The organism is Streptomyces olivaceus (assembly GCF_000721235.1).
Lineage (GTDB): Bacteria > Actinomycetota > Actinomycetes > Streptomycetales > Streptomycetaceae > Streptomyces > Streptomyces olivaceus.
This window is the reverse complement of sequence record NZ_JOFH01000018.1, coordinates 53,937-73,997: the sequence shown is the minus strand read 5'-3', so window position 1 is coordinate 73,997 and position 20,061 is coordinate 53,937. Positions and strand designations below refer to the sequence as shown.

Annotated in this window: 19 protein-coding genes; 12 read left to right on the top strand and 7 right to left on the bottom strand. The window is 72.4% G+C overall.

What is annotated here, in order from left to right:
• The first annotated feature begins 73 nt into the window (after window positions 1–73).
• Window positions 74–1,186, top strand: coding sequence for an alkene reductase (locus IG94_RS0120830; RefSeq protein ID WP_031038960.1), 1,113 nt, complete (start codon window positions 74–76; stop codon window positions 1,184–1,186).
• Here IG94_RS0120830 and IG94_RS0120825 read toward each other — a convergent pair.
• A complete protein-coding gene (locus tag IG94_RS0120825; protein WP_031038958.1) occupies window positions 1,175–2,143 on the bottom strand; it encodes a helix-turn-helix transcriptional regulator in 969 nt (322 codons plus the stop codon). The two genes, IG94_RS0120830 and IG94_RS0120825, sit on opposite strands and share 12 nt — an antisense overlap.
• A 186-nt stretch (window positions 2,144–2,329) precedes the next feature.
• Between IG94_RS0120825 and IG94_RS0120820 the strand changes: the two genes are divergently transcribed.
• Window positions 2,330–3,022 carry an SDR family oxidoreductase gene (locus IG94_RS0120820; RefSeq protein WP_031038953.1) on the top strand — a complete coding sequence of 231 codons (693 nt, stop codon included), beginning with the start codon at window positions 2,330–2,332 and terminating at the stop codon, window positions 3,020–3,022.
• 443 nt (window positions 3,023–3,465) lie between these two features.
• On the opposite strand, the gene IG94_RS0120810 is transcribed toward IG94_RS0120820, so the two are convergent.
• A complete protein-coding gene (locus IG94_RS0120810) occupies window positions 3,466–4,278 on the bottom strand; it encodes a CPBP family intramembrane glutamic endopeptidase (RefSeq protein ID WP_031038949.1) in 813 nt (270 codons plus the stop codon).
• A gap of 100 nt (window positions 4,279–4,378) precedes the next feature.
• Window positions 4,379–5,029: a dihydrofolate reductase family protein gene (locus IG94_RS0120805; RefSeq protein WP_031038947.1), complete on the bottom strand. Its 651-nt coding sequence runs from the start codon at window positions 5,027–5,029 to the stop codon at window positions 4,379–4,381.
• 178 nt (window positions 5,030–5,207) lie between these two features.
• Between IG94_RS0120805 and IG94_RS0120800 the strand changes: the two genes are divergently transcribed.
• The gene (locus tag IG94_RS0120800; protein WP_031038944.1) at window positions 5,208–5,420 is read left to right on the top strand and encodes a hypothetical protein; all 213 of its coding nucleotides are present in this window, start codon (window positions 5,208–5,210) and stop codon (window positions 5,418–5,420) included.
• 105 nt (window positions 5,421–5,525) lie between these two features.
• Here the strand turns inward: IG94_RS0120800 and IG94_RS0120795 are convergent, their stop codons facing one another.
• Window positions 5,526–6,590, bottom strand: coding sequence for a WxL protein peptidoglycan domain-containing protein (locus tag IG94_RS0120795; protein WP_031038942.1), 1,065 nt, complete (start codon window positions 6,588–6,590; stop codon window positions 5,526–5,528).
• A gap of 92 nt (window positions 6,591–6,682) precedes the next feature.
• On the bottom strand, window positions 6,683–8,656 hold the full coding sequence (locus IG94_RS0120790; protein ID WP_031038939.1) for a purple acid phosphatase family protein: 1,974 nt from the start codon (window positions 8,654–8,656) through the stop codon (window positions 6,683–6,685).
• Window positions 8,657–8,965: 309 nt separating this feature from the next.
• Here IG94_RS0120790 and IG94_RS0120785 point away from each other — a divergent pair, with 309 nt between their 5' ends.
• Together IG94_RS0120785 and IG94_RS0120780 are read left to right on the top strand one after the other, a co-directional pair.
• The gene (locus IG94_RS0120785; protein ID WP_031038936.1) at window positions 8,966–9,640 is read left to right on the top strand and encodes a type 1 periplasmic-binding domain-containing protein; all 675 of its coding nucleotides are present in this window, start codon (window positions 8,966–8,968) and stop codon (window positions 9,638–9,640) included.
• Between the two features lie 221 nt (window positions 9,641–9,861).
• Window positions 9,862–11,460 (top strand): hypothetical protein, encoded by a 1,599-nt coding sequence (locus IG94_RS0120780; RefSeq protein WP_031038933.1) that lies wholly within the window; start codon window positions 9,862–9,864, stop codon window positions 11,458–11,460.
• Between the two features lie 43 nt (window positions 11,461–11,503).
• On the opposite strand, the gene IG94_RS0120775 is transcribed toward IG94_RS0120780, so the two are convergent.
• Window positions 11,504–12,385: an NmrA family NAD(P)-binding protein gene (locus IG94_RS0120775; protein ID WP_031038930.1), complete on the bottom strand. Its 882-nt coding sequence runs from the start codon at window positions 12,383–12,385 to the stop codon at window positions 11,504–11,506.
• 136 nt (window positions 12,386–12,521) lie between these two features.
• Here IG94_RS0120775 and IG94_RS0120770 point away from each other — a divergent pair, with 136 nt between their 5' ends.
• From IG94_RS0120770 to IG94_RS0120740, 7 genes are all read left to right on the top strand, one after another.
• Window positions 12,522–13,214 (top strand): TetR/AcrR family transcriptional regulator, encoded by a 693-nt coding sequence (locus tag IG94_RS0120770; protein ID WP_031038927.1) that lies wholly within the window; start codon window positions 12,522–12,524, stop codon window positions 13,212–13,214.
• Between the two features lie 551 nt (window positions 13,215–13,765).
• Window positions 13,766–15,523, top strand: coding sequence for an ATP-binding protein (locus tag IG94_RS0120765; RefSeq protein ID WP_031038924.1), 1,758 nt, complete (start codon window positions 13,766–13,768; stop codon window positions 15,521–15,523).
• Window positions 15,524–15,525: 2 nt separating this feature from the next.
• Entirely contained in the window at window positions 15,526–15,948 is a 423-nt protein-coding gene (locus IG94_RS0120760) for a roadblock/LC7 domain-containing protein (protein WP_031038921.1), read from the top strand.
• Window positions 15,945–16,298: a DUF742 domain-containing protein gene (locus IG94_RS0120755; RefSeq protein ID WP_031038918.1), complete on the top strand. Its 354-nt coding sequence runs from the start codon at window positions 15,945–15,947 to the stop codon at window positions 16,296–16,298. Before IG94_RS0120760 ends, IG94_RS0120755 begins: the two co-directional genes overlap by 4 nt.
• Window positions 16,276–16,905, top strand: a complete 630-nt coding sequence (locus IG94_RS0120750; protein ID WP_031038914.1) for a GTP-binding protein — start codon at window positions 16,276–16,278, stop codon at window positions 16,903–16,905. The genes IG94_RS0120755 and IG94_RS0120750 overlap by 23 nt, the downstream gene beginning before the upstream one ends.
• A complete protein-coding gene (locus tag IG94_RS0120745) occupies window positions 16,902–18,134 on the top strand; it encodes a cytochrome P450 (protein ID WP_031038910.1) in 1,233 nt (410 codons plus the stop codon). The genes IG94_RS0120750 and IG94_RS0120745 overlap by 4 nt, the downstream gene beginning before the upstream one ends.
• 116 nt (window positions 18,135–18,250) lie before the next feature.
• Window positions 18,251–19,546, top strand: a complete 1,296-nt coding sequence (locus IG94_RS0120740; RefSeq protein WP_078892370.1) for a cytochrome P450 family protein — start codon at window positions 18,251–18,253, stop codon at window positions 19,544–19,546.
• Here the strand turns inward: IG94_RS0120740 and IG94_RS0120735 are convergent.
• The gene (locus tag IG94_RS0120735) at window positions 19,522–19,995 is read right to left on the bottom strand and encodes a carboxymuconolactone decarboxylase family protein (RefSeq protein WP_031038904.1); all 474 of its coding nucleotides are present in this window, start codon (window positions 19,993–19,995) and stop codon (window positions 19,522–19,524) included. The genes IG94_RS0120740 and IG94_RS0120735 overlap by 25 nt on opposite strands.
• Window positions 19,996–20,061: the final 66 nt, after the last annotated feature.

Genomic DNA, 20,061 nt, shown 5'->3' with positions numbered 1-20,061 from the left:
GTCAGCGGGGAGCGCCTTCCGCCACGGACGTCACGAACGTCCTGACATCCCGAACACCAGGAAAGAGACCCCCATGTCCGACCAGACCCCGGCACCCGACACCCAGCCCCTCCTGCGGCCCGTCCGACTGGGCGCGCTCGAACTGCCCAACCGCGTCGTCATGGCTCCCATGACGCGCGCCCGGGCCGACAACGAGGGACTGGTCCCCACCTCCCTGCACGCCACCTACTACGCGCAGCGCGCCGGCGCCGGCCTGATCGTCAGCGAAGGCACCTGGGTCAGCACGGACGCGATCGGCTTCATCCACGTCCCCGGCATCTACTCGGACGCCCAGACCGCCGGCTGGGCCGAGGTCACCGAGGCCGTGCACTCCGCGGGAGGCAGGATCGTCTCGCAGATCGGCCACGTCGGCGCCGTCTCCCACCCGGATCTCCAGGGCGGCAGGCTCCCCGCCGGCCCCTCGGCGATCAATCCCCAGGAGATGTCCTTCACGCCCGACGGCCCGAAGGACTCGGTCACGCCGCGCGCCCTGAGCGGCGCCGAGATCGCCGCCACGATCGGCACCTACCGGCGGGCAGCCGCCAACGCCCTGCGCGCCGGATTCGACGGCCTGGAGATCCACGCGCAGGCGTCCCATCTCGTGGCCCAGTTCCTCAACCCCCGCCTCAACCGGCGCACGGACGCCTACGGCGGCAGCAGCGAGAAGCGGGCCCAGTTCCTCCTCGACGTCGTGGACGCCGTCAGCGACGTGTGGGGCGGCGACCGCGTCGCCGTCAAACTCTCCCCCTACTGGAACAGCGGGCCCGCCTTCGCCGCGGACGCCGAGGCACTCGCCGACTACGACCAGCTCCTGAAGAAGCTCGGCGACAGCGGCCTGGCCTACCTCCACCTCCTCGGCCCGGAGCCCGGCACGGGCACCGACGACACCCTCACCGCGTTCACCCGCTACCGCGCCCACTACAGCGGCTCCGTCGTCGCCAACCTCGGCTTCACGCAGGCGAGCGCCAACGAGCTGCTCGAACGGGGACTGGCCGACGCGGTGTCCTTCGGCGCCCCCTTCATCGCCAACCCGGACCTCGTCGACCGCTTCACCCACGGCCACCCGCTCGCCACCGGCGACCGCGACACGTACTACGGGGGCGGCGTGGAGGGCTACACGGACTATCCCGCGGCCTCACGTGGGTGAGGTCCGCGGCGCGGTCCAGCTGGCGAGGAGTTTGAGGCGGTCCTCCGAGGGGGTGCCCGGCTCGGCCGTGTAGATGATCAGGTCGTGGACGGCCCGTTGCGGCAGGGGCAGGTTCAGGTGGCGGAAGGTCATCTCCAGTCGGCCGACTTCGGGGTGGTCCAGCCGCTTGGTGCCTTCGTGCCGGATGCATACGTCGTGACTGGCCCACATGGTGCGGAAGTCGGGGCTGAGTGTGGACAGTTCGCCGACCAGCTCACGCAGGGCCCGGTCGTGCGGTTCGCGTCCGGCTTCGGCGCGCAGCACGGCGACCGTGGCCCTCGCGCCCTCCTCCCAGTCGGCGAAGAAGTCGCGGGAGCCGGGGTCGAGGAAGAAGTAGCGGGCGAAGTTGGCGCAGCCCCGGTCACCGGTGGTGTCGCTGTCGAACATCGGTGAATACAGGGCCCTGCACAGCGCGTTGCTCGCGACGATGTCCAGACGGCCGCTGCGTACGAAGGCGGGGGCCATGGTCATGGCGTCCACCATCCACTGCACGGGGGACGGGATCTTGACGTCCTTGCGGCGGGGCGGGCTGCGGCGGGCGGGGCGGGCCGCTCGGGCCAGGTCGAGCAGGTAGGTGCGCTCGTCCTCGTCGAGGAGCAGGGCCCGCGCGACCGCTTCCAGCACGTCCTCGGAGACGCCGCCGATGTGGCCCTTCTCCAGCCGTGTGTACCACTCGGTGCTCACGCCGGCGAGGGTCGCGACCTCCTCGCGCCGCAGCCCGGGAACCCGTCGGCGCCGGCCGGCGGGCAGTCCGACCCGCTCCGGGGTGATCCTGGCGCGTCGGCTGATGAGGAAGTCGCGGATCTCCGAGCGGTTGGCCGAACGGTCGTCCGTGCCGTCGTCCGTGCCGTCGTCCGGGCGGTTGTCCGAGCGGTTGTCCGTGTGACTCCCGGTGTGGTTTCCGGGCGGGGGTGCCATTCGTCCACGGTACCCATGGTCCGAGCGGTAGGGAGGTCGCGTTTGTACCCCCCATAAACCCGACCTTGCCCGCCTTCGACGGCGCCGGTTTCGTGGGGTCGGCGGACTCGAACGGCACTCCTTCGTCGCGGGCCGCCGTCCTCCTCCATCCACCCCCGTCCACGCCTCGGGAGCATGACCATGACCATGACCAGCAAGACCGTACTGATCACCGGCGCGACCAGCGGTATCGGCGCCCACACCGCGCGGTTGCTCCTCGACCACGGCCACCGCGTGGCCGTCACCGGCCGCGACGAGGGCAGGCTGAAGGCGTTCCTCGACGAGGCCGGCCATCCCGACCGGCTCCTTGGCCTGGTCGCGGACGCGGCGGACTGGCAGGCCACCGAGTCGGCCGTGACCCGCACCGTGGACCGCTTCGGCGCTCTCGACGCGGCGGTGGCCAACGCCGGATTTATGTCCGGCGGCTCCGTCGGGGACGGCGACCCGGCGCTGTGGTCGCCCATGGTCCTCACCAACGTCCTCGGCCCCGCCCTGCTGGCCCACGCCGCCCTGCCCCACCTGGAGGCCACCGGCGGACGACTGCTGCTGATCGGCAGCGTCGCCGGGCTGAGGAACTCCCCCGGCAACCTCTACTCGGCCACCAAGTGGGCGACCACCGGACTCGCCGAGAACCTGCGCCTGCACGCCACGACCCGCGGCGTCGGCGTCACGCTTGTCAACCCCGGCATGATCGACACCCCGTTCTGGCAGGGCGCCGGCGTTCCCTCCTTCGCCCTGCCTCCCCAGCCCGTCGCCGAGGCCGTCCGCTTCGCCCTCGACCAACCGGCAGGCGTCGACCTCAACACCCTGACCGTCCGGCCCCTGGGCCAGCCCGCCTGACCGCGCCGGCCGTCACGTGACGCCGCCCCCTCGGAGAACACCCACGCCGGGACCGGTCCCGGCCGGCTCCTGGTGCACTGAGCCTCCGACCAAGTGGAGGTCCAAGTGGCTCTGTTTCGGAGGAAGAGGCGCTCCTCGCCGGCGGTGTCCTCTGCGGGGCAGGCCCGTCACCAGCCGTGGTTCGATCACGGGCTGGCCAACGGTGAGACGGTCACGTGCGGCCGCTGCGCCGGAGAACTCGGGGTCAGGCTCCAGTCCCAGTCGTCCGTGACGGTCAGCCATGACGGCGCACTCGACGGCATCGCCCTGATCTGCACCGAATGCGGCCGGTTGATCTGCAGGGACTGCGCCCTCGCGGCCAGCGACAACCCCTACCTGCCGAAGTGCCATCACTGCGGAGGGGGCGTGACGATCCCGATGTCGCGTTGAGCGGACGGCCCGCGTCACGTGCGGGCCACGAGGGTTCGCCGGTACGACCGGAAGGCGTACGCGACGACGGCGGCCAGGACCGCGGCGGCGACGCCCAGTGTGGCTCCGTCGAAGCCGGCCGCCGCGTTCTCGTCCGAACCGTCGGCCGTGATGTTCGGCAGGAAGTTCCACACCGTGTGGAACGCGCAGGTGCGCCAGATACCGCCGTCGGCGAGGGCCCAGAGCGCCAGGGCGCAGCCCAGCATGAACGTCATGACGACGTACGCGGCGGGGGCGTCGGGGTTCGCCAGGTGCGCGCACGCGAAGAGCAGGGAGCTGCCCAGCACGCCGACCGCGGCGCCCCGGCTCGCCGTCATCCTCGGCAGGAGGAAGCCGCGGAAGAGCACCTCTTCGGTGGACGCCTGCACCGTGAACGCGAGGAGGAGCAGCACGACGGTGCCCGGGGCGGGAGAGGCGCCCTGGTCGTTGCCCTCCGCGTCGCTCAGGGCGCTGGTGCCGGCGTTGAGCACCAGGAGCGCGACGACGGCCGCACCGGCGCCCAGTGCTGCTTTCCGGGCGGCCCCGGCTCCCGCGAAGCCCAGGGACGAGAAAGGGCGCCGCTCCCGCACGGTGGTCCATACGCCGATGAGGGCAAGCGTCGGGACGAAGGCGGCGAAACACTGGACCACCAGCCCGGCGTGCGAGGCGGGGTCCACGCCGGACCGGTTGACGGCCAGCCGGCCGATGCCCTGCCCGACGGCAAGGCAGACGGCCGCCACCAGGACGGCCGGCAGGGGCCCCGCGGTCCCTGCCGTGTCCTCGTCCGTACGCGCACGCAAACCGGCCATCGGGCACCCCTCCGGATCGATGCACAGTGCAGGGAATCCTCGTAGGACTTGAGGCTGCCCGCAGCGCCTGCTGCTCCACACCGGTGAGGGGCGGGACCGGTCACCTTCTCCAGAAGAGGTGGTGGGTCACTCCGCTCGGGCTGGGTACGACGTCCAGGTGGAAGCGGTCGAGCAGCTCGTCCGGGGACTCCCAGAGCCGTACTCCGGACCCGAGCTTCACCGGCGAGACGGCCACGTGCAGGGTGTCGACGAGGTCGGCGTCGAGGAACTCCCGGATGACCGAGACCCCGCCGCCGAGTCGGACGTCCTTGCCCTGCGCCGCTCCCCGCGCCTGCTCCAGGACGGTGGCCGGGTCGCCGTCGACGAAGTGGAACGTGGTGTCGGAGAGCGTGAACGAGGGACGCGGGTGGTGGGTCATGACGAACACCGGCGTGTGGAAGGGGGGCTCGTCACCCCACCAGCCCTGCCACGCGTGGTCCTGCCAGGGCCCGCGCTGCGGGCCGAACTTGTTGCGGCCCATGATCTCGGCGCCGATGTTGTGTGCGAAGTCCCGCGTGAAGTAGTCGTCGAGACCGCGGCTGCCCCCGGCGGCGGTGCGGTTGGGCCAGCTCGCCGTGGCGCCGGCCCAGCGGAACAGCTCCCCGGGATCGACATGGCCGAACGGCCTTTCGAGGCTCTGTTCGTCACCGGCTCCGGCACCGATCCCGTCGCTGGAGACGGTGAAGTTCTGGACTCTCAGTAGCTGAGCCACGTGCTCCTCCTGTGCTGTGGACAACGGTGGTGAGACCTGCCGGGCGGGGAGAACTCATCGCTGCCCGGTCGTCGGACCGTCGCTGCCGAGTACAGGGCGCCGGCACCACCACACTTCTTTCACGCCCTCCTCCCTCCCGCGACATGCGGATGCGCCGCAGCGGGCGGATGCTGGAGTCATGGCCAGGCGTCCTGTAGTGGTGGGCCGGCCGTCGCCGGGCGGCGGTCGGCGGGTCCGTGCGGACGGCGAGATCCTGGGCCTCGCGCACGGCCTGGGGGACGTCGCCGAGTTTCTCCGGCGGGCCGGTCTCGAGGACGTCGACGTGGAGACGTCCGAGCTGATCGAGTGGCGGGGCGGCGGCCCCGAGGTCTGGTCGGTCCGGAGCCGGTGAGCGGGCGGCGGAGGCCGTCCCGAGCCACGACCGCCGGCCGGGCGGTGCCCTGGAGCCCCGGCGCCCGCTCCGCAGAACCCCGGCGCCCCCTCTCGGCCGGTCCCGTCAGGCCGATTGGTCCTCCCGGTCGCGCAGGGCCTGCACGACGGCCTCCTGTACGCGGGCGTCCTCGCGGGTCCTGCGGCGGGCGCGGTTGCGGCGGACCAGGAGGTACGCGGTCACGGCGGCGGCCGCGACGAGGGCGAGCAGCAGCAGGAGCGGCCAGGGCACCGCCCAGCCGGAGACCGTGGCGTGGACCGGTTCCAGGGAGGTGGCCGAACCGGCGGCGCCGGTGACGGCGGGGGTGACCGTCGCCTCGGTGGTGAGGCGGAAGGCCGGGGTGACGCCGTGCACCGGTACCCGCACCTGCCACTTCTCTCCGGGGAGCAGTTCCGGCGGCGCGGCGATCTTTCCGGCGTCGGTGGACGTCCAGCCGAAGGGGCCGGTGAGGGTGACGTCCTGGGTGCCGGACAGGAGTGCGTTGCCGGTGTTGTGGAGGGTGTAGGTGACGGTGGCGTCGCCCCGGCCGAACGGGTTGGCGGTGCCGTGGTAGTCGACGTGCAGGTCCTCGACGGCGAGCGTGGGCTTCAGGGCACCGCTCACGCGCAGCTGGACACGGATGCCGAGGCGGCGGTCGACGGCGATGCCCTCGGTGTCGCCGGGCTGCCGCAGGGAGGTCAGGATGCCGCCGACGTAGTCGCCGGGGGTGGCGTTGTCGGGGACCCGGACGGTGAAGGGGATCTCGGCGGTCCTGCCGGGGGCGATCTTCACGGTGCCGCGGCCGGGCTTCAGCCAGGTGCCGACGCCGGTGGACTTCTCGCCGCGGGTGAGCAGGTCGAGTTGGCCCTTCTCGGTGGTGTAGCCGTCGGCGGCGTAGACCGCGAGGGTCAGGTCGGTCTTGCCGCGGTTGGCGACGACCATGGCGTCCTCGACCTCGCCGCCCGGGTTGACGCCGTGGCGGAAGCTGGAGCGGTCCTCGCCGTAGGAGTTGGACGCCGTCCGCACGGTCCAGGTGACGTCGCCGTCGGCCGCGCGGGCGGGGGCGGGGGTGAGAACCGCGAACAACAAGGCCGCCAGCAGGGCCGGCAGCACGGTCGTGGCCAGGGTGCGGTGGGGTGCGGGGGTGTGCATCTCGGGGGTTCTCCTGGCTCGGGGTTCTCCTGGAGGGGGCGGGGCGGACGGCCGGGCGGGCCGGGTCCGCCCCGCCGGGGGACGGGAGTCGGTCAGCTGCTCAGCGCGGTGATCGTGAGGGTCGCGCGGTAACCGCCCTTGCCGACGGTGTCCGGGATCTTCAGATCCAGACCGGCGCCCAGCTTGGCCTTGCCGCGGGCGTGGCCCTGCTCGGCGGAGCCCAGGCCGCGGGAGACGGCCAGGCCCTTGCCCTCGTCGTCGTAGCCGGAGGCCACGGACGAGCCCGCCTTGGCACCGGCGCCCGGGTCGAGGACGTACGGGGACCAGCCCAGGTAGGAGCCCGAGAAGGTCTTCCGGGCGTCCTTGAAGTCGCTCACGTTGGCCGACACCGACCACGGGGAGAGCGAGCGGCGGGTGTCGGAGACGACGATCGGGTTGATCTTGCCGGTGGCGGTGAAGTGGTCGCCGCCGACCTCCTTGGCGGTGCCCAGGTCGACCAGCCCGTTGTAGCCGTCGATGGTCCAGCCGAACTCGCCCGGCGCCGGCTCGGGCACGTCGACCTGGAGCTGCTGGCCGTCACCGTGGTGCGGGTGAATGGTGAACTTGTCGACGACCGAGCCGACCGGCTGCTTCTCGCTGGTGTTGTTGCACCAACTGCCGTTCTCGACGGAGGCGTTGGGCGCCGCGCAGGTGCCGCTGCGGAGGTTCTCCACGACGACCTTGTCGCTCTTGACCTGGACCTTCATGTAGGAGCGGACGTGCTCCTGGTTCTGGACCGAGTTGTACCAGTAGCGGTCCGGGTCGCTCGGGTCCGCGCCGTTGCCGGAGCCGCTGGTGCCGCTGTCGTCGGGCTTCGTGATGTCGTAGTACTTCGAGCCGGAGGCCGAGTTGGCGGTGACGTAGAGGACGCCGCCGGGGCCCGGGTAGATGTCGCCCTGGCCGGGCTGCTCGGCCGGGTTCGCCCGCTCGCCGTCCTTGATCTCGTAGCTGCGCGAGTAGCTGTGGTCGTGGCCCTGGAGGACCATGTCGACGCCCATCTTGGAGATGGTGGCGGGCAGGTCGGCCCGACGCGCCTTGTTGTCCTTGTCCTTGGCGTGCGAGGCGGGCGAATAGATCGAGTGGTGGAAGACGAGCACCTTCCACTTCGCCTCGTCGCCGTGCTGGTTGACTACGTCGGTGATGTACTTGGCGTGCGCCGCGTCACCGCCGCCGCCCTGCGAGGTGGCGTAGCTGTTGCTGTTGATGTCGATGAACAGCACATCCTTGTAGATGTACCAGTAGTTGCCGCCGGAGGTGTTGGAGTCCGGGTCGCCGTTGGCGTAGTACTCGGCCGACCGGTCCGTGTTCGGCATGGCGAAGTGCTGCTCGTACGCCTTGCTGCCGACGTCGTGGTTGCCGATGGTGGCGGCGACCGGGTACTGGCGGAGCTGGTCGGGGGCGAGGAAGCCGTCCCACTGGCTCTCGTTGCCGGCGCTCTCGACCTGGTCGCCCGCGGAGACGAGGAGTTCGGCGTCCGGGTTCGCCCGGTAGGCGACGTCGAGGGTGTCCTTCCAGCCGGCGGTGTCCTTGGCGACGTTGCCGGAGGAGCCGATCTGCGGGTCGCCGAAGAAGAGGAAGTCGTAGTCGCCTTCGAAGTCCTGCGTCCTGAAGGAGTACGTGGGCGACCAGTTGCCCTCGCTGCCGACCCGGTAGGAGTACCCGGTGTTCTCCTTCAGGCCGGTGATGGTGGCGTTGCGGTGGTGGCCACCGCCCGCCGTGTTGGCGGCGCCCAGCGCGTCGAAGACGGCCGCGTCGGCGGGGAAGGCGCCGCCGGTCAGCCGGGCGGTGGGGGTCACCTGGATCTTCTGCGCGGTGTCGGCGGAGGAGTACCAGCTGACGGTGCGCTGGGTCTCGTCGGCACCGACGCCGAGGACGACGCCGGTCAGGGTGGCGGAGTCGGCCGCGGCCACGGGGGCGGCGAGTGCGCCGCCCAGGGACACGGTCAGACCGAGGACGGCCGCGGTGGCACCGGTGGCCATGCGACGACGCACGGACCGGTCGGCCCGTGCTGAGGATATGGATCTCATGAAGTGTCGTTTCTTCCGTCTTCCGTGCACTTGTGTGCGTGCTGTGGAGATCGTCAAGCTCTCCGGGAGAGATGAAGGCCGGGCGAACGCGGCCCGGGGCATGGTTGAACTTCGGACCTTCTCCCGGCCATCGGCAGGTATCGCCCGCCCGCGGTGAACCGGAGGGGGCCGGTCGGCGAACCGTGTACGAACATGTGGGCGCCCGGGGGCCCTGCGTTGGAGATGCGCGGGGGCGGCGGCGCAGGATGAGGAACGCCGGGGCACCGTGCCCCCGTTCCGCTTCCACCACCCCTTAGGAGGGACGATCCCTTGCGCCGCCCGTACCTGGCCGCCGCCGCGCTGACCGCGGCCGCCGCCGCTCTGCTCACCGGGTGCGGCTCGGGTGACGACGGGTCACCGTCGCGCCCGGCCCCTTCCGCCGTGGGCCGGCTGGGGGCGGGGTTCGTCGCCCCGGGAACGACCCCCGCGCCGGAGTCGACCGTCACACCGCAGCCGGGTTCCTGGGACGGCGTACGGCCCTCCGACGGCTACCGGGTGACCCTGGTGACGGCGGGCGACGGGCAGCCCGTCCGGACGGTGGTGGAGGCGGTCCGGGAGTGGGCCGAGGAGCAGGACGTCGGCCTGGAGACCGTGACCGCGGCCGGCGACTCCGACCTCATACCGGCCGTCACGCGTGCCATGGACACGGAGGCCGACCTGATCGTCAGCGCGGGCGACGACCTCGTCGACCCGCTCGTCAACGTCACCCCGAACCATCTCGACCAGCAGTTCCTGGTCGTCGGCGCGGAGCTGGCCGAACCGACGGAGAACGTCACGGCCGTCGACTGGACCGGCGCCTCCTTCCGCGGCGAGGGCCTCGGCACCCCCACGACGTACGACGCCGCGTCCTTCACCCCGGCCCGCTGCGCGGCGGCGGTACGGGCGGGGACGGCGGCGGTGCTGTCGGGCCGGACCGGGATCGTGGTGTGGATGGACGACTTCTAGAGACGACTTCCAGGGGCGACTTCCAGGGGCGACTTCCAGCGACGGCCTCCGGGACTGTCCGGCGCGGCCTCGCGCAAGGGCCCGCCCCGAGCGGCCTCGCGCGAGAGCCCGCCCCGACGTGTTCCGTCGTGTCCGCCGGAAGTTTGCCTGCCGCCCCCCTTCTGTTGATCACGCCTGGCTACCTTCGCCTCGCCCGGTCCGGCAGCAGGAGAGGTATGTCCATGAGCGCCCCTGTCCACCGCACCCCCGAACGCCCATCCGTCGCCGCCCTGACGTCGGCGCGGGAGCGCCGGGAGGGGAGCCGGACCGGGAGCCCGTCCGGGACCGGGACCTCGGCGCAGCAGGCCCTCCTCGGGCTCCAGTCCAGCGCCGGCAACCAGGCGGCGACCGCGGCGGTGCAACGCGCCCGGCGCGAGGACAAGGGGAAGGCGCCGGAGAACGGCGGCGCGTCCGCGGAGGCGAAGAAGAAGTCGAAGAAGAACTACCGCGACCGGATCTCCGGGCTCCTCGACAGGCTGAAGAAGAACCTGGACACCGTCGACACCTGGGTCAAGGGCGTCCAGACCCCCGGCAACGCGGGCATGTCCCAACAGGCCAGCGCGACCGCCGACACGGGCCTCAAGGACTCCGCCGCCATCTCCGGGACCTCCGCCGGAGCGATGAACCTCGTCACGGAGGTCCCCGGCACCGCGGTCAACGCCTTCGACTGGCACAAGTCCAGAAAAGCCGCCAAAGCGAGCCCGACCGGGGTCAAGCACCACACGAACGACCGGAGGGCCAACGTCAAGGGAGCCGACACGGTCGTCGGTGCCGCGAGTTCGGCGAACTACACCGCCGCTATCGCCAAGGAGGTGACCAAGGTCCAGCATGCGGCGGACGCCGCCATGGCGGCCGAGGCCAGCGGTGTCACCAGCACCGTTGTCGGCACGGCGAAGGGTGTCCGCTCGGCGTTCCGCATCGGCGGAGCGATCAGCAAGTTGAAGAAGGTGAAGGAACTGGGCGACCCCGAGGCCGTCCACGCGGCGTCGCTGACCGAGTTGGAGGAGCTGCGGATCGAGGCCAACTGGGCCGCGGCGCGTGCCTACGCCAACCTGGACTCGTACTGGAACGAGGACAACCCCGGCGGGCTGCTCGGTGCCGCCGACGCCCTCGGCGGGACCGCGGAGGCGATGAGCGTCGCCCATGAGGTCGCGGAGACCCTCGACCAGGCGCAGAAGAACGTGCAGAGACTGGACACGGCGCAGAAGTTCGTGAAGCAGAAGCAGATCAACAAGATCGGCAAGGAGGCGGCCGGCGGCGCGCTGAGCGAGCCGCTCAAGGCCGGAGCGGGCGCCGTGACGATAGCGAACGCCGTGATGGTGGGCGCCGGGCTGGCGAGCAACCCGGTCGGATGGGGCCTCGCCGGGGCCGGCGGCGGCCTGATCCTCGGCGTCACCCTGTACAAGGCACTGCGCGCCGTCACGAAGCGCTATGAAGAGGCCCACCACCCCGACCGCTGGGCGCTGGAGGGTGAGAACCCGGAGGCCAAGTCCCGCAGCGAATCGCTGGGGCACGCCTTGAAGTTCTGGCAGAAGGTGTCGAAGGGCGAGCGACGGTTCATCGCACACGAGATCTACTCCCTGGCGGCCGGCCCCGACATCCCCGGGAGCAGCAGGAACACGAGGGACATGCGGCAGTCCGGCATGTCCCTCCTCATCGCCATGAAGGCGGGGCCCGAGCAGCACAAGATGGACGAGGCGGCGTGGGTGGCGAGCCTCAACGACCCCGCGCAGAAGGAGGCCTGGATCAAGGAGATCATGGAGCAGGCGGCCTCGGGCTGACCGGCCGGGCGCCGGCCCGCCCCAGGGCGCCCGCCCGGCGTGATCAGCCGGCGGACGTCCGTTCGCGCAGCGCGTCCCGCAGGACGTCGCGCAGGCCGGCCGGCTCGCGGCCCAGCAGTTCGGCCAGCGCCGGGTCGGCCGCGGCGAATTCCCCCGCGCGGGCGGCGGCGAAGATGCCCAGGACCTGGTCGGCGGCGACCGCGGGGACGCCGTGGTCCACCAACTGGTCCCGGAAGGCGGCGTCGGGCGCGAGGGCCCTGGTGAAGGTGCGGCCGGTCAGCTCAGCGGCGGTCTCCGCGATGTCGTCGAAACTGAGCGCCCGCGACGCGGTGAGGGGCGGGGTGGGACCCTCGAAGCGGCCCTCGTCCGCCAGGACGGCGGCGGTCGCCTCGGCGAGGTCGGCGTGGGCGGTCCAGGCGACCGGCCCGTCCGCCGGGAGCACGATCTCGCCGGTGGTCAGGGCCCGGTCGAGGAAGTTCACCGCGCTGGCGGCGTAGAAGCCGTTGCGCAGCGAGGTGTAGGGGACTCCGCTGCCGCGCAGTATCTCCTCGGTGGCCGCGTGGTCGCGGCACGCCTGGAAGTGCGACGCCTCGGCGGCTCCCATCTGGCTGGTGTAGAGGATGCGGCGGGCCCCCGCCGCGACGGCCGCCCCGATCGCGGTGCGGTGCAGGTCGACGCACTCCTCGCCCATCCTGTCCGCGGAGACGACGAGGACCTGCGAGGCGCCCTCGAAGGCGTGGGCGAGGCTCGCGGGGTCCGTGTAGCTGCCGCGCCGCACCCGTACGCCCTGGTCGGCGAAGGCCCGAGCCTGCGGCTTCAGGGGGTCGCGGACGCTGACGCCGACCTGGGCGGCCGGTACGCGGGGGAGCAGGTGCTCGACGATCTGGCGTCCCAGCTGTCCGGTGGCTCCGGTCACGATGATCATATTTCGCTCCTGTACTCAAGGGTCTACTTGTCTGCCCGGCTGCCGATCCGGGCGCCCCCCTGCTGTTTCCAGTGGAATCATTTTCACGATAACACTGATAATTCCGATGAGCACAGAACCGCGATATCGTCGATACATGCCATCTCGTTCCGACCAGACCCGGCAGCGGGTCGTCGAGGCCGCCATCGGTCTGCTGACGCGCGGAGGGCGCGACGCGGTCACCACGCGCGCGGTCGCCGAGGCGGCGGGGCTGCAGCCGCCGGCCATCTACCGGCTGTTCGGCGACAAGGACGGGCTGCTCGACGCGGTGGCCGAGCACGGGTTCACGGCCTTCCTCGCCTCCAAGCGCATCGACCCCGACCCGCCGGACCCCATCGCGGACCTGCGGGCCGGCTGGGACGTCGCGGTCGAGTTCGGTCTGGCCAATCCCGCGCTGTACACACTGATGTACGCCGAGCCCACCCGGGCCGAGTCGGCCGCCTTCCGGACCGGCATGGGGGTGCTGATGGGCCGGATCCGGCGCCTGGCCGCCGGCGGCTGGCTCCGCGTGGACGAGGAACTCGCGGCCCAGATCATCCACGCCACGGCCCGCGGTGCGGTGCTCACGTGGCTGTCCCTGCCCGAAGAGCGGCGCGATCCGGCCCTGTTGACCACCCTGCGGGAGTCCATGGTCGCCGCCGTCACCGTCGATCAGCCGGCCGTACGCGGCTCCGGCCCGGCGGGCGCGGCTCGCGCCCTGCGCGCCGCCCTCCCCGAGCAGACGCTGCTCAGCGAGGCGGAACAGCGCCTGCTGACGGAGTGGCTGGGACGTCTGGCCACCGACGACTGATCACACAGACGGTCGTTCCTCGCACCCGCGATCGGCTCCGCCGCTGCCGCGTCACCCTTGGGGCGCTGCGGCTACCAGGCTGCCACCCGGAGGGCCAACCTCGTTTTCGGCCATAGGGCTTCTGCCCCCATCCGGGTATTTTTCGCGCCATTCCGCTTGCGCTTCCTGCTCATGGTCACGAGGCTGACACGACGAGTGAGCACAAGCGGTATGGTCCGTTGCCGTACGCCGAACGCCGGTCGTGGATACGGGAGTTCGGAGCAGCTCGGGACGCGCGGTCCCGGGTCGCTTCGAGTCCGCGTCGTCGTCACCCCTGCTCGCACAGGCCCTCGCGTGTCTTGGAGTTCCATGTCGTGCGCCCTCACCGTCTTCCGCGTCGCCGGCTCCCCGGCACCTGGTGGCCCCCGTAGGGGGCGTCGTTCCGCTCCGGCCTGCTGAGCGCCCGGCCGTCGCCGGGCCGGGCGGCGCCCGCCCTTCGGGCCGCCCCGCTTCGGCCGCCTCCCCCACACCGACGCCTTGAGAACCGACGGCTGTAGATCCGTGAGGACCTGATGACTGAACTGATTCTGACCGTCACCGCGTTGTTCGCGGTGGCCGCGGTCGGGGCCGCCTGGCGATTCAGGCGCACGGGCGAACAGGCCCGGCGCCGTGCCGACCAGTTGCGCGAGCACGCCGACCGCCTCACCCTGCAACTCGTCGCGGCCGAGCAGTGCGTGGGGCACCTGTCCGCCACCGTGGTCCCGGCGGCGGCGAAGGGCGGGCAGAGCGGCACGGGCCCGGACGGCGGGCTGATGGTGCCGGCGGCGCTCGACGGGACACCGCTGGCCGAGCGGCTGCGGGCGGTACCCGGCGCGGTGGCCTCGGCGGTGGAGGCCGTACGGATCCAGGAGCGGGCCGCCGCCGACCGGATCGCGGCGAACACCGCCGACCGGGTGCGCCAGGACGCCGAGCAGCAGATCACGCAGCTGCGGCAGGACACCGAACGGCAGATCGAGCAGGTGCGGCAGGAGTCGGTCGGCGTGGCCAGGGCCGCCGTGCGCGGCTTCGCCAACAACGTCGTGGCACGGGCGGCGAGACTCGGCCGGACCGTCAGCCAGGGCGTACGGCGGCACATCTCCGACGAGGCGTACGCGACGCTGGTGGAGATCGACCACCTCGCGCAGCAGATGCTGCTCACCTCGTCGGGCTACGCCGTCCTCGCAGGGGACAAGCTGTCCAGGCGGTGGCCCGCCACCACGCTGACCGACATCGTGCGCGCGGCCATGGGCCGGATCGAGGGGTACGAGCGGATCAAGCACCCCGAGATGGGTGCCGTGGTCGTCGAGGGGCGGGCGGTGGAGGGCGTCGTGCACGCGGTCGCCGTACTGCTGGACAACGCGCTGCGATACTCGCCGCCCGCCGCCAGTGTCCACGTCTCGCTCGAACAGGGGCACCACGCCTGCTTCCTGATCCTCGACGACGCCGGGCTGCGGATGGACGACGAGCGGCTGCTGTGGGCCAGCGACGTGATGTCCGGCGAGCAGCGCGACGACATCACCCGGCTCGGCGCCCACCCCCAGACCGGGCTGCGCGTGGCGTCCCTGCTGGCCGAGAGCTACGGCTTCCGCGTCGAGCTGACCGCGCCGAACATCTACCAGGGAACCCGGGCCATGGTCGTCCTGCCGAAGAACCTGCTCGTCGGCCCGACGGCCGCCCACCCCGTCGTCCAGCCGGCCGACCGGCCCGCCGTCCCGGCCGCCGCCCAGCCCGGGGCCGCCTCCGCCGCACCGTCCGCCGCCGTGCCGGGCGGCGCCCCGTCCGGCCTCGTGCCCGCCCCGGCGGCACCGGTCGACGAGCCCGTGTCACCGGCGTTCGCGCCCGCACCGGCGGCGGAGCCCCCGAAGGCCCTCGCCGCCGGGCCGCGGACCGCCGGCCCCGCACCGGCGGCCGCACCCGGATCGGGACGGGAGCAGGAATCGGTGCACGAGCGCCCGGAGGTCCGGCAGGACCCGGCGCACGAGCGGCCGGAACACGAGCGGGACCACGGGCACGGGTCCGCCCACGAGCCGGTCGTCCCTTCCGGAGGGGCGTCCGGCCCCGCGGCCACCACCGCCAGCGGTCTCACCGTCCGCCGGCGCTCCCCCGCCCCCGCCCCCGCGCGCCGACCCGCCGCGCCCGACGCCACCGAGCCCGGACGGCCCGCCGTCGCCGCGGCCTGGGCGGCGGGGACGCGGCGCGGCCGGCAGGGGGAGACCACCGGGCCCGCCGGCACCGACGCCGGCGCCACGCACACCGCCGGCCGCGACGCCGCCCACGACGAAGGACACTGACCGTGCAAGACACACACACCAACAGCCTCGGCTGGCTGCTCGACCAGGAACTCGGCACCGTCGAGGGCGTCCGCTACGCCGTGCTGATGAGCAGCGACGGCCTGCTGAAGGCCCGTACCGAGACGATCGGCCAGGACGACGGGGAGAAGTTCGCCGCGCTGACGGCGGCCCTGCGGGCGGCCGGCAAGGCCTGGGACGAGTTCACCGGCGGGGCCGGGATGAGACAGCTGCTCATCGAGTCGGTCGGCTGCATCGGCCTGACCACCACCGCGGCGAAGAACACCATGCTGTCGGTGTGCACCACCGGACCGGACGCCGACGTCGGTCTGATCTCCCACCACATGGTGCGGCTCGCCACCCGGGTCGGGCACGAACTGGCCACGGAGGAGCGCGTCCCGGTCACGGACGGCGGCTCACCGGTATGAGCGGGCCGCGGCGCGATCCCGACATGATCCGGCCCTACGTCCGTACTCAGGGCCGGATCCGCGCGCACGACGACGTGCGCCTGGAGAGCGTGGTCATCGCCGCGACCGGCCCCACGGACACCCTCGCCCCGGACGCCCGCCGGGTGATGCGGCTCTTCGCCGGCGCGGACGGCGGCCTGGCCGTCGCCGACATCGCGGCGGCGCTGGAGCTGCCGCCCTCGACGGTGCGCATCCTCGTCTCCGCGCTGATGGACTCCGGCCACCTCGCCAGTCCCGCCCCCGCGGCCGAGGACCAGCCCGACTTCGACCTGCTCCAGGAGGTACTCCGTGGACTGCGCTCCATGGTCTGACCTGCCCGAACCGTCCGTCACCTACGTCCCGGCCACGGTGACCCGGTCGGCCAAGATCGTGGTCGCGGGCGGCTTCGGCGTCGGCAAGACGACCCTGATCGGCAGCGTCTCGGAGGTACGGCCGCTGCGCATGGAGGAGCCGATCACGCAGGCCAGCGCCGGCGTCGACGACCTGCGCCGGGCCCCGCACAAGACGACGACCACCGTGGCGATGGACTTCGGCCGCATCCACATGGCCGGCGGCCGGATCGCCCTGTACCTGTTCGGGCTGCCGGGGCAGTCCCGGTTCCAGCCGCTGTGGGAGGACCTGGCCGAGGGCGCCCTCGGCTGCCTCGTCCTGGCCGACACCCGCGACCTCGACGCCTCCCACGACGCCCTCGGCCTGCTGGACGGCGCGGACATCCCGTACGCCGTCGCCATCAACGCCTTCGCCGAAGCCCCGGTATACCCCGAGGAAGAGCTGCGCGAGGCGCTCGCCCTCGACGCCGACGCCCCCCTGACGGTCTGCGACGCCCGCGACCGCACCTCCTCCCTGCACGCCCTGATCACGCTCACGGAGTACCTCTCCGAGCACCGCTCAGCCGCCCTGATGGAGTCCCGCCGATGACGTTGCCCTCCGCCGAGTCCGCGCCGACCGCTCCGCCGGGCCGGATCGCCCTGTACGCCCCGGAGTTCGCCGCCGACCCGCACACCGCCTACCGGCGCATGCGGCTCGCCCACGGTCCCCTGGTCCCCGTCGACCTCGCACCGGGCGTCCCGGCGACCCTGGTGATCGGCTACTACCAGGCCCGCCGCATCCTCAACGACCCGCTGCACTTCCCGGCCGACCCGCGCGCCTGGGAGAAGCTGATCCCGGCGACGTGCCCGGTGCGGCCGATGATGGAGTGGCGACCCAACGCGCTGCGCTCGGGCGGCGCCGAGCACGCCCGCTACCGCGGCGCGAACGTGCACGCCCTCGACCGGGTCGACCAGCACGCACTGCGCGCCCTGGTCGAGAAGGTCGCCGACGGCGCCATCGACGGGTTCCGCGCCGCCGGCTCGGCCGACCTGCTCACGCAGTACTCCTTCCCCATCGCCTTCAGCGTGCTGAGCGCGCTGCTCGGCTGCCCGGACGAGATCGGGCAGCGCATCGCCGACGGCATGGCGAAGATCTTCGACACCACCAACGCCGGCGAGGGCAACCGGATCCTCTCCCAGGCCGTGTCCGACCTCGTGGCCCTGCGCCGGCTCCATCCCGGCGACGACATCACGTCCCGGCTGGCCCTGCACCCCGCCGACCTGACCGACGAGGAGATGGGCCAGCAGCTCGTCACGCTCTACGGCGCCGGGATCGAGCCGCTGACCAACCTGATCAGCAACACCGTCCTGAAGATCCTCACCGACGAGGAGTTCTCGGCGGACCTGCACGCCGGTCTGTCCACGGTGCGCGACGCGCTCGACGCGGTCCTCTACACCGACCCGCCGATGATGAACTACTGCATCTCCTACCCGCCGTACCCCGTCGACGTGGAGGGCGTGCTGCTGCCGGCCGACCAGCCGGTGGTGATCTCCATGTCGGCCGCGAACAACGACCCCGCGCTCACGGAGGGCATGCCCACGGGCAGCCACGCCGGCAACCGCGCCCACCTGGCCTGGAGCACCGGCCCGCACACCTGTCCGGCCCGCTCGCACGCCTATCTCATCGCGGAGACCGCGGTCACCCACCTGCTGGACGCGCTGCCCCAGACCGAACTGGCCCGCCCGCTCGCCGAACTCGCCTGGCGCCCCGGGCCGTTCCACCGGGCCCTGGAGTCGCTGCCCGTCACGTTCCCCGTCGCCCACGAGGACGCGTACTGAGCCGCACGGCCGGTTGAGCCGCACAGCCGGAAACCGCACGTCACGTCGCAGCACACGCAGCAGCACCACGCAGCAGCACCCGTCCCAGCACCACGTCGCACAACAAGGAGCCAGGCATGACGACGCAGCAGTCCGTCCTCGTCCTCGACCCTTCCGGCGCCGGTCACCACGCCGAGCACCGCGCGCTGCGGGAGGGCGGCGCGGCCACCCGCGTGGACGTCCTCGGTGTGCAGGCCTGGTCGGTCAGCGATCCCGCGCTCCTCAAACAGCTCCTCACCAGTCCCGACGTCTCCAAGGACGGACGGGCGCACTGGCCGGCCTTCGGCGAGGTCGTCGCGACCTGGCCGCTGGCCCTGTGGGTGGCGGTGGAGAACATGTTCACCGCGTACGGGGCGAACCACCGCAAGCTGCGCCGGCTGGTGGCCCCCGCCTTCAGTGCCCGGCGGATAGTGGCGATACAGCCGGCCGTCGAGGAGATCGTGACCCGGCTCGTCGACCGCATCGCGGACCTCCCCGCGGGCGAGACGGTCGACCTGCGGCAGGAGCTGGCCTACCCGCTGCCGATCGCGGTGATCGGCCACCTCATGGGCGTGCCCGAGGAGCGGCGCGAGCGCTTCCGGGCCCTGGTCGACGGCGTCTTCGACACCACGCTGAGCCAGGCCGAGGCGCAGACCAACACCGCCCGCCTGTACGAGGTCCTGGACCAGCTCATCGCCGCCAAGCGCGAGAGCCCCGGCGACGACATGACGTCCCTGCTCATCACCGCCCGCGACGACGAGGAGGACGGGGCCGGCCTCTCCCCCGAGGAACTGCGCGACACCCTGCTGCTGATGATCAGCGCCGGGTACGAGACGACCGTCAACGTCATCGACCAGGCCGTGCACACCCTGCTGACCCGCCCCGACCAGCTGGCCCTGGTGCGCAAGGGCGAGGCCGACTGGGACGACGTGGTCGAGGAGACGCTGCGCCACGAACCGGCGGTCAAGCACCTGCCGCTGCGGTACGCCGTCACGGACATCCCGCTGCCCGACGGGCGCACCATCGCCCGCGGGGAGGCCATCCTCGCCTCGTACGCCGCGGCCAACCGCCACCCGGACTGGCACGAGGACGCCGACACCTTCGACGCGACGCGCACGGTCAAGGAGCACCTGGCGTTCGGCCACGGCGTCCACTTCTGCCTGGGCGCCCCGCTGGCCCGCATGGAGGTCGTCCTCGCGCTGCGGAGCCTCTTCGACCGCTTCCCGGACATCCGGCTCGCCGACCCGGAGCGGGACCTGCCGCCGGTGCCGTCGCTGATCAGCAACGGCCACCAGCGGCTCCCGGTCCTGCTGCACGCCGCAGGACGGCGCGACCGGCGGGCGGCGGACCCGGTGCCCGGCCAGCGGCGTCAGCCGAACATGCCGGGCTCGTAGTCGCCGGCGGGCTGCCGGGTGACCACGTTCAGGCGGTTGTAGGTGTTGATGACGGCGATCAGCCCCACCAGCGCGGTGAGCTGCTCCTCGTCGTAGTGCTCGGCGGCGTTCGCCCACGCCTCGTCGGTGACGCCGCCGGGCGCGTCGGCGATCCGGGTGCCCTGCTCGGTCAGTTCGAGGGCGGCGCGCTCGGCGTCGGTGAAGACGGTCGCCTCCCGCCAGGCCGCGACCAGGTTCAGGCGCAGCGCCGTCTCCCCGGCCTTCGTGGCGTCCTTGGTGTGCATGTCGAGGCAGAAGCCGCATCCGTTGATCTGGCTGGCGCGGATCTTGACCAGCTCCTGGGTCGCGGCGGGCAGCGTCGAGTCGGACACGGCCTTGCCGGCCGAGTTGATGTGCCGCAGGATCTTGCCCGCGAGCGGGTTGGTGAACAGGCTGAGTCGCGCTTCCATCGTGCTCTCCTCCGTCGGCGTTGTTCTGCGTGCGGTGTTTCCGCGTACACAGCTACGACGGATCAC